Annotated in this window: 14 protein-coding genes and 1 tRNA gene; 10 read left to right on the forward strand and 5 right to left on the reverse strand. The window is 62.9% G+C overall.

All coding sequences use genetic code 11. The features are described from left to right. The first annotated feature begins 50 nt into the window (after window positions 1-50). Both ABID26_RS10240 and ABID26_RS10245 read left to right on the forward strand, forming a co-directional pair. A complete protein-coding gene (locus tag ABID26_RS10240; RefSeq protein WP_126100324.1) occupies window positions 51-1,118 on the forward strand; it encodes a BMP family ABC transporter substrate-binding protein in 1,068 nt (355 codons plus the stop codon). Between the two features lie 319 nt (window positions 1,119-1,437). After that, a complete protein-coding gene (locus ABID26_RS10245; RefSeq protein WP_292300473.1) occupies window positions 1,438-1,869 on the forward strand; it encodes a hypothetical protein in 432 nt (143 codons plus the stop codon). Window positions 1,870-1,945: 76 nt separating this feature from the next. Here the strand turns inward: ABID26_RS10245 and rimO are convergent, their stop codons facing one another. From rimO to ABID26_RS10265, 4 genes are all read right to left on the reverse strand, one after another. After that, entirely contained in the window at window positions 1,946-3,259 is a 1,314-nt protein-coding gene (rimO, locus tag ABID26_RS10250) for a 30S ribosomal protein S12 methylthiotransferase RimO (RefSeq protein WP_292300474.1), read from the reverse strand. Window positions 3,260-3,399: 140 nt separating this feature from the next. After that, window positions 3,400-4,059, reverse strand: a complete 660-nt coding sequence (locus tag ABID26_RS10255; protein ID WP_292300476.1) for a TerC family protein — start codon at window positions 4,057-4,059, stop codon at window positions 3,400-3,402. A gap of 192 nt (window positions 4,060-4,251) precedes the next feature. After that, window positions 4,252-4,659: a DUF930 domain-containing protein gene (locus ABID26_RS10260; protein ID WP_189521212.1), complete on the reverse strand. Its 408-nt coding sequence runs from the start codon at window positions 4,657-4,659 to the stop codon at window positions 4,252-4,254. A gap of 151 nt (window positions 4,660-4,810) precedes the next feature. Next, window positions 4,811-5,116: a hypothetical protein gene (locus tag ABID26_RS10265; RefSeq protein WP_292300478.1), complete on the reverse strand. Its 306-nt coding sequence runs from the start codon at window positions 5,114-5,116 to the stop codon at window positions 4,811-4,813. Between the two features lie 349 nt (window positions 5,117-5,465). Between ABID26_RS10265 and ABID26_RS10270 the strand changes: the two genes are divergently transcribed. The 4 genes from ABID26_RS10270 to ABID26_RS10285 all read left to right on the forward strand — a co-directional run bounded on the left by ABID26_RS10270 (window position 5,466) and on the right by ABID26_RS10285 (window position 7,650). After that, on the forward strand, window positions 5,466-5,747 hold the full coding sequence (locus ABID26_RS10270) for a YybH family protein (protein WP_292300490.1): 282 nt from the start codon (window positions 5,466-5,468) through the stop codon (window positions 5,745-5,747). Window positions 5,748-5,789: 42 nt separating this feature from the next. Beyond that, a complete protein-coding gene (locus ABID26_RS10275; RefSeq protein ID WP_354415208.1) occupies window positions 5,790-6,407 on the forward strand; it encodes a 2-hydroxychromene-2-carboxylate isomerase in 618 nt (205 codons plus the stop codon). Window positions 6,408-6,472: 65 nt separating this feature from the next. Continuing rightward, the gene (locus tag ABID26_RS10280; protein WP_354415210.1) at window positions 6,473-6,817 is read left to right on the forward strand and encodes an MFS transporter; all 345 of its coding nucleotides are present in this window, start codon (window positions 6,473-6,475) and stop codon (window positions 6,815-6,817) included. 5 nt (window positions 6,818-6,822) lie between these two features. Continuing rightward, window positions 6,823-7,650: an MFS transporter gene (locus ABID26_RS10285; RefSeq protein WP_354415582.1), complete on the forward strand. Its 828-nt coding sequence runs from the start codon at window positions 6,823-6,825 to the stop codon at window positions 7,648-7,650. A gap of 166 nt (window positions 7,651-7,816) precedes the next feature. Here ABID26_RS10285 and ABID26_RS10290 read toward each other — a convergent pair. Next, window positions 7,817-7,906: transfer RNA gene (locus tag ABID26_RS10290), tRNA-Ser, on the reverse strand. Window positions 7,907-8,442: 536 nt separating this feature from the next. Between ABID26_RS10290 and ABID26_RS10295 the strand changes: the two genes are divergently transcribed. From ABID26_RS10295 to ABID26_RS10310, 4 genes are all read left to right on the forward strand, one after another. Continuing rightward, window positions 8,443-9,690 (forward strand): septal ring lytic transglycosylase RlpA family protein, encoded by a 1,248-nt coding sequence (locus ABID26_RS10295; RefSeq protein ID WP_292344179.1) that lies wholly within the window; start codon window positions 8,443-8,445, stop codon window positions 9,688-9,690. Window positions 9,691-9,772: 82 nt separating this feature from the next. Then, entirely contained in the window at window positions 9,773-10,951 is a 1,179-nt protein-coding gene (locus tag ABID26_RS10300; protein WP_292344178.1) for a D-alanyl-D-alanine carboxypeptidase family protein, read from the forward strand. Window positions 10,952-11,023: 72 nt separating this feature from the next. After that, a complete protein-coding gene (gene tmk, locus ABID26_RS10305) occupies window positions 11,024-11,698 on the forward strand; it encodes a dTMP kinase (protein WP_292338780.1) in 675 nt (224 codons plus the stop codon). After that, window positions 11,695-12,750, forward strand: a complete 1,056-nt coding sequence (locus ABID26_RS10310; protein ID WP_292374516.1) for a DNA polymerase III subunit delta' — start codon at window positions 11,695-11,697, stop codon at window positions 12,748-12,750. Before tmk ends, ABID26_RS10310 begins: the two co-directional genes overlap by 4 nt. Window positions 12,751-12,860: the final 110 nt, after the last annotated feature.

Here is a 12,860-nt window from a genome sequence, read left to right on the forward strand (position 1 = left end):
GACAACAAAAAGACGGGAAGCTCCAAGGCTTAACTCAGAGAGGTAACACGATGAAAAAACTGCTCATTGCGCTTTTGACCACGACTGCGGCCCTGTCGCTGGCCGCGACCGCCGAGGCGGCCGACAAGCTGAAGGCTTGCTGGGTCTATACGGGTCCGATCGGCGACTTCGGCTATTCCTACCAGCACGACCAGGGCCGGCTCGAGGTGGAAAAGGCGCTCGGCGACAAGGTCGAGACCGCCTATCTCGAGAACGTCTCGGAAGGCCCCGACGCCGACCGCGCCTTCGAGCGCCTGGCGCGCGAGAAGTGCAAGATCATCTTCGGCACGTCCTTCGGCTTCATGGACGCCGAGGTGAAGGTCGCCAAGAAGTTTCCGAAGGTGATGTTCGAGCATGCCACCGGCTACAAGACCGGCGACAATCTCGGCATCTACAACGCGCGCTTCTATGAGGGCCGCTACGTGCTCGGCCAGATCGCGGCCAAGGAATCGAAGAAGGGGCTGGCCGGCTACATCGTCTCCTTCCCGATCCCGGAAGTGGTGATGGGCATCAACTCCTTCATTCTCGGCGCGCAGTCGGTCAATCCCGACTTCAAGGTCAAGATCGTGTGGGTGAACTCCTGGTTCGATCCGGGCAAGGAAGCCGACGCCGCCAAGGCGCTGTTCGACCAGGGCGCCGACATCATCGTCCAGCACACCGACTCGACCGCCGCCCTGCAGGTCGCCGAGGAGCGCAAGCTGCACGGCTTCGGCCAGTCCTCCGACATGATCAAGTTCGCGCCGAACGCGCAGCTGACCTCGCTTACCGACGAGTGGGGTCCGTACTACATCAGCCGTGTCCAGGCGGCTCTCGACGGGACCTGGAAGCCGGACAATGTGTGGCTCGGCATCAAGGACGGCGCTGTGAAGCTTGCGCCCTTCACCAACATGCCCGACGACGTGAAGGCCATGGCTGAGGCGACCGAGAAGAAGATTGCGGGGGGCTGGAACCCCTTCACCGGCCCTGTATCCAAGCAGGACGGCTCGCCCTGGCTGAAGGACGGCGAGGTTGCCGACGACGGCACGCTGCTCGGCATGAATTTTTATGTCAAAGGCATCGACGACAAGCTGCCGCAGTAAGCGACAACGAAATTTCGAACCGGAGAGGGCGCTTTGTGGCGCCCTCATTCGTTTGTAAGATCGATCGGCAAGATTTTCCTGCCCAAGGCGGACGCTGAGCTGGTTTTGGCAGTTGATCGCTGTACGATCTTGCGTGCCAAGTATTTAAGATAAATCTTGCTCTATCTTTTCTGAATTACAATTTTTCATGAAGTCGCCGCAGCATCCGCGACCGGTTCCGTGACCGTTTTCACATACGTCGACGGCTTCTACTTCCATGCTGATTACGCAAATCAGACGAAACCAGCTGGCGTGACAAGCGCCCGCAGAAGGGGGTCTTATGCAATTGAATAAAAAGCTTCTGGCGATTATCGGGAAACGCTTTCCCGCGATCTACGACGTCATCCCGCACGGACCACAAGGTGGGGTGCGGGTCGCGCTCAATCCACAGCCGCTGCCGCCGCATGAACTGGGCGCAGCGGTCGCTGACGAGTTTGTCCGCCATGCGTGGGTGGCCGAGCGAGGCGGGCTCGATATGAAAGCGCTGTTGCGTGATCTCGACGACTGGTGCCCGACGCGACCGAAGATCCCGAAGCTTCCGCCGTGGTGGGGACCGTTTCCGGAGCCGGAACCGCGCCCGGAGTGGTTCGTCGACTACCATCTGGGATTTGCCGCACGGCTGTCGGCGGTCGCAACAGGCACACACCTCGATGAGACCCTCGATCAGGTGATCGACCGTTCGCTGGCTGCAATCGAGGCGGTGAAGCTCTGACGCGGGACGCTACTGAATCCGAAAGGCTTTTCAAGAGCCTAAGGGCGCCGCAAGGCGCCCTTTTCATTTGCGGCTATCAGACCGCCGAACCGTAGAGGTCGTAGGCGTCGGCGCGATCGACCTTGACGGTGACGATGTCGCCGGCGCGCAGCGGCCGCCGCGACTGGATGTGCACGGAGCCGTCGATCTCGGGCGCGTCGTACCTGGTGCGGCCCTTGGCGGACGTGCCGTGTGCTTCGTCGATCAGTACCGGCAAACGCTTGCCTACTTTCTTGGCCAACTGCGTTGCCGAGATCTTCTGCTGGCGCTGCATGAAGCGATGCCAGCGGGCTTCCTTGATCTCCTGCGGCACCTGCTCGAGGCCGAGATCGTTGGAGCGCGCGCCCTTGACCGGTTCGTATTTGAAGCAGCCGGCGCGGTCGATCTTGGCCTCGTCCAGCCAGTCGAGCAGCATCTGGAAATCGTCTTCGGTCTCGCCGGGGAAGCCGACGATGAAGGTCGAACGGATGGCAAGATCCGGGCAGACCTCGCGCCAGCCGCGGATGCGCTCCAGCGTCTTCTCGCCATGGGCGGGACGGCGCATGTTCTTCAGCACCTGCGGCGAGGCGTGCTGGAACGGGATGTCGAGATAGGGAAGGATTTTTCCCTCAGCCATCAGCGGAATGACGTCGGCGACATGCGGGTAGGGATACACATAATGCATGCGTATCCAGATGCCGAGCTTGCCGAGTTCCTCGGCGAGGTCGAGGAATTTAGCCCGCACCTCGCGCTCGCCGAACAGGCTCGTCTGGTATTTGATGTCGATGCCGTAGGCGCTGGTGTCCTGCGAGATGACGAGGATTTCCTTGACGCCGGCCTTGGCGAGCTTTTCGGCCTCGCGCAGCACGTCCGCTGCAGGCCGCGAGACGAGGTCGCCGCGCAGCGCCGGGATGATGCAGAAGGTGCAGCGGTTGTTGCAGCCCTCCGAGATCTTCAGATAGGCGTAGTGGCGCGGCGTGAGCTTCACGCCCTGCGGCGGCAGGAGGTCGACATAGGGGTCGTGGCTGGGGGGCGCGGCCTCATGGACCGCCGCCATCACGCTCTCATAGGCCTGCGGACCGGTGATCGCCAGCACGTTGGGATGCTTCTCGCGGATGACCTCCGGCTCGGCGCCGAGGCAGCCGGTGACGATGACGCGGCCGTTTTCCGAAAGGGCGGAGCCGATGGCGTTGAGCGACTCGTCACGCGCGGAATCGAGGAAGCCGCAAGTGTTGACGACGACGAGGTCGGCGCCGTCATGCTTGCGGGCGATCTCGTAACCTTCGGCGCGCAGCCGCGTGATGATGCGCTCGGAATCGACGAGCGCCTTCGGGCATCCAAGACTGACGAAACTGACACGAGGGGCAGACATAAGGCTTTCCAGGCTTTTCGGGATCGGCGGCGCCATACCACACTAATTGCGGCATTGGTATGGGCTGGCCCTTGCTGCGGCAAAACGCAAAGCGAAGGGCCAGGTCATCGTTCGGCCGAAGCCGGCGCCAGGTGGCGTGGTCAGCTCACCGCGTTGTTGACGTGCGGCCAGACTTCCATCGCGCCCCTGTAGACCATGTCGAGCGCAACGTAGAGGATGATCGCCAGGCCGACATAGGCAATCCAGCGGTAGCGGTGCAGCAGCCGGGCAATGAAGCTCGCGGCAAGGCCCATCAAGCCGATCGACAGCACCAGCCCGATGACCAGAACCCAGAAATGATCCCGCGCCGCGCCAGCGACGGCCAGCACGTTGTCCAGCGACATCGATACGTCGGCAATGACGATCTGCAGCGCCGCCTGGCCGAGCGTCTTGCGCGGCGCCTTGCCGGCAACCGCGCTGTCGTTGTCGAGGTCGGAATTGGACAGCGCCTCCGTGGCCTCCTGTTCGTCGGCCTGCGAGGTGCGCAGCTCGCGATACATCTTCCAGCAGACCCACAACAGCAGGATGCCGCCTGCCAGCAGCAGGCCAACGATGGCGAGCAGCTTGACGGTGACCGCCGCGAACAGGATGCGCAGCACCGTCGCCGCCAGCACGCCGATCAGGATCGCCTTCTTGCGCTGCTCCGTGGGCAGGCCGGCGGCCGCCAGCCCGATGACGATGGCATTGTCGCCGGCAAGCACCAGGTCGATCGCGATGACCTGAAGAAGGGCGCTCAGGCTTGCCGCGCTGAAAATGTCCATCGTCTGGGAAGCCCTTTGCTGTTCGCCGAGCGCCGGTCGTCGAATATCCCGACGCCCTAACGTGTATCGTTCCCGCACGTCAAGAGAACCCAGCCGGAACAAGCGCTTGCACGTCGTGTTGTTCCACCGGAATCCATATGGAGTTTGCAATCGAAAAGGCTGACTTTGGCGCAGCCGACCGCAGGCGATCTGTCAGTCGTAAAGATTGTATTTTGCCCAGTCGGCTTCCGGGATTTCGTCACCGATCTTGTAGCGGAACTGCAGCACCTGCATGTGGTCGGGCGCGGTCTGGCACTTGAACTTCAGCCGGTACCATTGACCCTTGCTGCGAAAGGCAGCGCCGGGACTCCTGATCGCATCGGCGCTCATCTGCGGCGTGGCGAAGGCATAAGCAACGACGCGGTCGGCCTTGTAGTTGTGGTCGTCATGGCTGATCCGGTCGAGCACCTCGGCGTCGCAACGCTGCTCAAGACGGGTCTCAGGGTCGAGTTTCAGCAGGCCGGCGCGAAGCGCGTTGTCCATTGCGTTGGCCGGCCAGGCCAGCGTCAGGGACGCCAGAGCCATCAGGCAGAGCTTTTTCATGGGCGCGACAAGCAGCATATCTTGTCTGAGAAATCAACCAAACCCACGCGCTTGTGAGATTGATGCCGGCCAGGATTCACCGGCTCGTGATCCGGAATCCGCCGGAGGCCGAACGGATTAAAAAATGCCCGCCGTGACGAAATTCAGCCCGACTGCTTCGGGGGCCGCGTCAACCGATGGCGTTCTCTCCTGCATCCTGATCCGCCGCCCCGTTGTCTTCGTTTCCTGTGTCGGACACTTGATTATCGCCCGAGCCAGCCGGAGGAAGCACCGTGACGTCCATCCGAGCGATCCTGGATGCTGCCCGACCTTGGGCGCCCGGCTCGCTGTCGCCCGTCTCCAAAACGGAGGCTTTCGCGAGATGACCGACGCTTTCGGCGCTTTTGCCGGGAAAAGCCGTGTCGGGTGCTGTCGGAAGTCTGATGGTACGCTGCGCTGCGCCGGCGTTTTGCTGGCTTCCAATGGGAGAGGTCATGGCTGCGCTCCGGGTTGATGACCGCCGCCATTTAACACGGCTGGCTGGCGCCAACCTTGCGGACTTCAGCAATTGCTAATTAAGGCCGAGCGCGCGGGGGCACGCTGTCGTCTGGCGGGTGAAGCAGAGCACGATGAAGACGAGTCTGTATCCGACGAAACTGCGGCTGGTCGTCCATCGCATGGCCAAGTGGCCGACGACATCGAAGAATTGTCGTTTATCTAAGAACTCACTAATATGGCAATCTCGCCGCTGGAGGGCCGCCGATGTCGATCCATGAGGAACTGCAGGTTTTCTGCAATGCCTATGTGGCTGCCTATCGTGCCGGCGACGCCAAAACATGCGCGCGATGTTTACGGCCGATGCCGAGTTACACTCGCCCTACGCGCCTCCTGCTCGGGGCCGCGACGCGATCGAAGCTCTCCATTCAACCTGGACGAACGGGCACAGTGAGGCGACCGACAAGAAAATGACAGTGATACATGCGGGCAGATCTGGTGACCTGGCTTGGTGTCTGGCGACGTATACCGAGGGCTTGGAGGTCGGCAACGGTACGTCGGTCGACGTCTTCGAGCAACAGGCCGACGGATCATGGCTTATACGCATGTGCAGCCTTAACAGCACCGACTGAGGAAGGTTGTTGCCGACTTGGCTCCGGCTGGAGGCGGTGGAAATGAAGCAACTCGACTTCTTCTACTTCTTCGGGAGCGGCTACGCATATCTGTCCGTGATGCGCATCGACGGCATGGCGAAACAGTCGGGCGTTGCCGTTCGATGGCGCCCCTTCAACGTCCGCACCGTCATGGCCGAGAACAACATCGCCCTCAGCACCCAGGCGGCAAAGGTAAAGTACATGTGGCGCGATGTGGAGCGGCGCGCGGCGACCCACGGCGTGCCATATGTCAGGGCGCCCTTCTGGCCGACCGATCCGGACCTTCTGGCCAACCGGGTTGCCATGGTGGCGGCCGAAGAGGGCTGGTGCGAGGCCTACTCCGTCGCAAGCTTCAGGGCGTGGTACCTGGAAGGCATGGAACTGGGCAGCCGCGCCCATCTGGAGCATGTGCTGTCTCCCCTCGGCCAGCATATCGACGACGTGATTGCCAAGGCCGATGGCCGCCTCGCCCATGAGCGGCTCAAGGCTGAAACCGATGCGGCCCGCAGCTACGGCATTTTCGGCTCCCCGGCGTTCGTCGTGGATGGCGAAACGTTTTGGGGCGACGACAGGCTCGAAGAGGCGCTTGCCTGGGCCGCTGGCCGACATGATCTGCAAACGTTGAACCATGATGGATAGGGCTGAGTGCGCGACGCATTTGGTGAAAACCATGCGCCGATCATCAGTCCCAGGGGAGGATTCAAATGCCAAGCCGCTGGACCATTCTTGCAGTCCTGTTCGTCGCCCGAGCTGCCTTCGCCTTCCAGTTCGGCAGCGTAGGGGCCGTAGCGCCGCAGCTTAGCCAAAGCCTCGGCGCCAGCCTGGCTGACATCGGCATCCTTATCGGAATCTACTTTGCCCCGGGTGTCCTGCTCGCCTTCCCCGGCGGCGCCATCGGGCGCCGCTACGGCGACAAGGCGACGGTCCTCGCCGCAATCCTGGCGATGCTGGCGGGCGAATTGCTGATGACCTCGTCGGCATCCTGGAGCGTGCAGATCGCAGGCCGACTGATCGCCGGGACCGGCGGCATTCTCCTCAGCGTCCTGTGACCAAGATGGTCGCCGACTGGTTCACCGGCCGCGAAATCGCAACCGCGATGGCCATTTTCGTCAACTCGTGGCCGGTGGGCATCGCAATCTCGCTCATGCTCCTGCCATGGATCGGAGCAAGGTTCGGGCTTCATCTCGTCAACCTCGCCGTCGCAGGGTGGATCCTGATCGGCCTCGTCCTCATGGCCATTTTCTACCGCGCGGCGGAGGAGGCGGCCGTCTCCGTTGTCGGCGAACGAGGCAGTCTGACCCCGGAAACGGTCTACGCGGTGATCGCCGCCAGCTCTATCTGGTGTCTCTACAATCTCGGCTTGGTGATGATCTTCAGTTTTGGCCCATCGATGCTCGTCGAGCGAGGCTGGTCCATGGCTGCAGCCGGATCAACGATCAGCATCGTCCTCTGGCTCGCGGCGATTTCGGTTCCCTTGGGGGGCTTCCTCGCCGATCTGACCAAACGCGGCGAAGCCATCATTGTCGCAGGCTGCATCGGCTTTGCGCTGCTGACGGTTCTCCTGTCGCGAAGCGGCCAGGTGCTTCCTGTCGTCATTGCCGTCGGGGCCGTTTGCGGCCTGCCCGCCGGCGCGATCATGAGCCTTCCTGCGCGCGTGCTCGAGCCGAAGACGCGGGCGATCGGGATGGGAATATTCTATACGGCCTTCTATGCCGGAAGCCCGGTTGGATCGGCGATCGGCGGAAAGCTTTCCACGTCACTTGGCTCCGCCAGCGCCGCGGTCGACTTCGGCGCGGTTCTGCTCCTGGCTTGTCCAGCCATTCTGTGGTTCTTCCGCCGCATCGTTTCTGGCCAGAACCGGTCTGCTATTCCATCGACATAACGCGAGAGCACTTGCCGAGTCGATCAACGTCGCAGTTGAGGCCGAGAGGCGTGGTAAGGCGGCTTGCCGAGTCCGCGCTCTCTGAGCGGGCCAAATAACAGGAAGGTTGGTCACTAACCGAAAATCACCAAACCCTAGGGTTTCCAAGACATTTCAGGGGTTGACTTGGCGGAGGGAGTGGGATTCGAACCCACGGTGAACTTGCGCCCACGCCGGTTTTCAAGACCGGTGCCTTAAACCGCTCGGCCATCCCTCCATCGTGATTCTTCACGAGGTGCTCCGTCCCGGTTGGGCCGGTAGGCCGCGATGCCGACAGAGCACCCATCCTCTAGTGTGCCGTGCAAAGGCATGTCAATCGTTGGAAACCGGTCCGGCCGGTTATGCCTGACCTTGTCGGCCGGCGCAGGGACGGCGCTCCAAAGTGTTGCGGCCAACGGCTTTATCAGGCGATAGCTAATATAGATGAGCCGAGTCATCCGTTCGACCGAGGCACTCCATGCAGAGGCTCATGCTAAGCTCTTGTTCGGCGCAGGGAATTCCAGCGCCATGAGCGCCGGTTGGAAAAAGGAAGTCCCCCCTCCAAAAGCTGCCCCTCCATCCGGCGCTCATCCTGCAAGGATCGTCCACACCGGCAGTCCTCGCCATAATGTCGCCGGGTTCCGGCCATAATCGATTAACATCGTGATAAACAATTCCTGTGCACAAGGGGATTGGGGATCAAGGTGTTGCTGGCATTCGCGGGCGCTTTGGCTCCGACTGGTGGCGGCAAGACTGTAGGGGACAATCGAAAACATGCAGACCTCGGCGCGCCCGCGTCTTCGTCGCGCTCCTGCTTTTGTGCTGTGCGCTCTGTCGGCGGTGCTGCTTGCCGCCTGCACCTCCACGCCGCAACCTAAGGCGATGGTCGACAAGCGGCCGCGCTCCAAGGAATATTTCGCCGAATCCGAATATGGCGTGAAGGCGAGCCCGCGCGTCAATTTCATGCGGCGCGGCGGCGGCCGCGACCAACTCGGCAAGCCGTATCAGGTACGCGGCAAGTGGTATTATCCGAAGGAAGACAAACGCTACGCCAAGGTCGGTCTGGCGTCGTGGTATGGCGATGCCTTCCATGGCCGGCTGACCGCCAATGGCGAAGTCTACGACACGGCGCAACTGACGGCGGCGCACCCGACGATGCCGCTGCCGAGCTACGCGCGCGTCACCAATCTCGAGACCGGCAGTTCGATCATCGTGCGCGTCAACGACCGCGGCCCATACCATGAGGGCCGTATAATCGACGTCTCGGAACGTGCCGCGCAAATGCTCGACTATGGCAAGGTCGGCACCGCAAAGGTGAAGGTCGAATATGTCGGCCGGGCACCGCTCGACGGCAATGACGATCAGTATCTGATGGCCTCCTACCATCCGGGCAACAGGCGGCCTGATCCGTCCGACGGCCTGCCGACCGGCGTGATGGTGGCCATGAACGGCCCGTCGCCCAGCATGCAGACGGACGCGCCTCCGGCTGCCGTGCCGTTCCCGGGTCAGTTGACCAATTCGGGCGAGGCTTTCGCTGCGCAGCCAGGGCTGTCGGAGCAATCGGCGACACAGGTGCCAGGCGCCAGTGACGTCACTTTGCCGGATTTCGGGCCGATCGTGCCAGAGCGGCCGGAGTTCAGGCTGCCGCCGAACTCGCCCTTTGCCATGGCCTCGCTGTCCTATGCGGATGAGCGCGTCAATCGCGCCGACGTCTTTGCCGCGCTCGATGGCAGCGGCATGTCGCCGGCCGACATCTTGCGGTCGTGGAAGAAATCGAACCGCCAGGTAGAGACGCCGGTCCTGGACTATGTCGCTGCCGGCTCCTTCGACGACGCAGCCGAGGCAAAGCGCGTGGCTGCGGCGCTCGAGCCATTCGGCAAGACTGAAATCCAGCGGACCGAGCTCGACGGCAACGACTGGTATGCGGTCAACGTCTATCCGGATGGCCATGGCAGCATCGACGACCTGCTGCAGGCGGCCTGGTCGCACGGGGCGCCGGACGCTTTGGTTGTGCGAAACTGATCAATTTCGCGCGCTCGGTTGGTTCGGCTGAAAAAACCCTGATAGCTTGACCGGGCCAATGCGGCTAACTGGTCGATATTTCATGCTGTTCCGTGCTCTTCCGCCTTTCGCCGCACTTCTGGGATTGGTGCTGGTGCTGCTTTGCGCCGTTCCGGCGAGCGCGCAGCTTTTCGAGACCAAGGCGGCCCAGGCCTTCATGATCGACGCCGATACCGGCACCGTGCTGTTCGCCAAGGATGCCGACAAGTCGATCCCGCCGGCCTCGATGGCCAAGCTGATGACGATGGAAGTGGTGTTCAACGCCATCAAGGCGAAGCGGATGACGCTCGACGACACTTTCGTGGTCAGCGAAAACGCCTGGCGCACGGGCGGTGCGCCGTCCGGGACCTCGACCATGTTCGCCAAGCTCAAATCGGCGGTCCGCGTCGAAGATCTGATCCAGGGCGTGACGGTGCAGGCCGCCAATGACGGCTGCATCGTGCTCGCCGAAGGCATGGCGGGCTCGGAGGCGAATTTCGCCGCGCAGATGACCGATCGTGCCCGAGAGATAGGCCTCTCGAAATCGACCTTCGTCAACTCGACCGGACTGCCGGCTGATGGCCAGCAGACCACAGTACGCGAGTTGACGATGCTGGCGTTGCATATCTGGCGCGACTATCCGGAGTTCTTCCACTATTACGGCCAGCCGGATTTCACCTGGAACAAGATCTCCCAGAGGAACCGCAACCCGCTGCTGGCTATGGGCATCGATGCCGACGGCTTCGTAGCCGGGGCAAGCGAATCCGCCGGCTTCGGCATCGTCGGCACGGTCAGCCACAACGGCATCCGCGTGATCGCGGCCCTGAGCGGCCTGGCCAGCGATCGCGAACGTGCCGAGGAGGCCCGCAAGCTGCTCGACTGGGGGTCGCGGTCATTCCAGAAGACGGAGATCTTCGCCAAGGACGAGGTGGTCGGCGAAGCCCAGGTTTTTGGCGGCGCCAAATCCGGCGTGGCCTTGAAAGCCAAGGGTCCGGTGGACATCTTTTTGCCGATAGCCAATCGCGACAAGCTGACCGCCAGGATCGTCTATGAAGGTCCGGTGGCGGCGCCGGTGGAGGAGGGGCAACCCGTCGGGGAGTTGCGCGTTTGGATAGGCGACACGCTGAGCCAGCGAACGCCGCTGTTCGCCGCGGAGCCGGTGAAAGTGGGTACGCTGCCGCAGCGCGCGCTCGACGCCGCCAAGGAACTGGCTGTCGGCTGGCTGCGTCAGAAGCATTTGTGATCGGGCAGGCGCGTGGACCTTTTGTCGGACGACAGCTATGACAGCGGCCAGCGCGGGCAAAGGCATTCTCGATTGGCGAGCGGATTTTTCATCACCTTCGAAGGCGGCGAAGGAGCGGGCAAGTCGACGCAGATCGAGCGGCTGGCGCGGCGCATGCGCGCCAAGAGATACGAGGTTCTGGTGACGCGCGAGCCGGGCGGCTCGCCGGGTGCCGAGGCGGTGAGACATGTGCTTTTGTCGGGCGCGGCCGAGCCGTTCGGGCCCAAGATGGAAGCAATCCTGTTCGCCGCCGCGCGCTCCGACCATGTCGAGCAGGTGATCCGGCCGGCGGTCGAACGCGGCACGATCGTGCTCTGCGACCGGTTCATCGATTCCTCCCGCGTCTATCAGGGTGTTACCGGCGGGCTCGACCCGGATTTCATGGAAGCGCTGGAGGCGGTCGCCATCAACGGCATGGTTCCCGACATGACGCTGATCTTCGATATCGATCCGGCCGAAGGTCTGAAGCGCGCGGCGGCACGCCGTGGCGCCGGCGACAGCGCCGACCGTTTCGAGAAGGAGACGCTCGCCGTCCACCGGCGCCGGCGCGAGGCCTTTTTGGCGATCGCCGAGGCAGAGCCGGATCGCTGCATTGTGATCGATGCGACGGCCGACCCCGAAACGGTTGAAAACGTCGTCACCGCGGCCGTGTTCGCGGTGCTGGAAAAGCGCATGCCGGCGCAAAGCAGGCAGACGGCGCCGGCATGATCTTCGAACGCATCGCTCCCGAACAGCACGACACGCTGGACGGCGTTCCCGAGCCATCGGAAACGCCGCGGCTTATCGGCCATGCGCAGGCGGCAGCCATGCTTGCGGCCGCCTACCGCGCCGGCAAGCTGCCGCATGCGCTGATCCTCGCCGGGCCGCACGGCATCGGCAAGGCGACGCTCGCCTTCCACCTGGCCCACCATCTTCTCAAATATCCGGACTTCAAGGCCGCGCCCGAAGCACTGACCGTGCCCGATCCGGCGTCGCCGCTGTTTCGACAGATCGCCACCGGCGCGCATCCTTCGGTGCTGCATCTCACCCGTCCGGCCAATGACAAGACCAAGAGCTTCAAGACGGTGCTCACCGTCGACGAGATCCGCAAGGTCAGCCGCTTCCTGTCGATGACATCGCATGACGGCAGCTACCGTGTCGTCATCGTCGACCCGGCCGACGACATGAACACCAACGCCGCCAATGCCTTGCTCAAGAATCTCGAGGAGCCGCCGGCGCGTACCCTGTTCATCCTCATCGTGCATGCGCCGGGCAGCCTGCTGCCGACGATCCGATCGCGTTGCCAGATGGTGCGGCTGACGCCTCTTACGCCTGACGAGCTGATGGCCGTGCTGGAAAATGTCGAGCCGCCACCGCCGGAAGATCCGGCGGCGCGTGCGGCGCTGGCCGAGCGGGCAGGGGGCAGCGCCCGCAATGCGATCCTGCTTACCCAATATGGTGGGCTGGAGATCGCCGGCGCGCTCGATGCCCTGGTGGCGGCGGCGAAGCCCGACATTGCCGGCGCGCACCGCCTGGCCGAAGCCGTCGCCGGCCGGGACCAGGCGATCCAGTTCGATATCTTCAACCGCCGCGCGCTCGATCTTTTGTCGGCGGCGGCCAGCGAAGCGGCTTTAGCCGGCGATCTCGCCAGGGCCAAAACGCTGTCCGAGGCTTGGCACGAGGCCCTGAACACGATATCTGAGGCTGAGACTTACAATCTCGACAAGAAGCAGCACGCCCTGACCATGATCGACCGCCTGAAGTCTGCGATGCGAATGTGACGGTTTTCTTGATGCATGCCATTGCCCCAAAACCGGGGACCACTTTTGGGCGGCATGCATCGGGATGGCAATCGCCATGCCGATAGGATATCCACCGCCACGGCTTCCAT

The organism is Mesorhizobium shonense (assembly GCF_040545255.1).
Taxonomy (GTDB): domain Bacteria; phylum Pseudomonadota; class Alphaproteobacteria; order Rhizobiales; family Rhizobiaceae; genus Mesorhizobium; species Mesorhizobium shonense.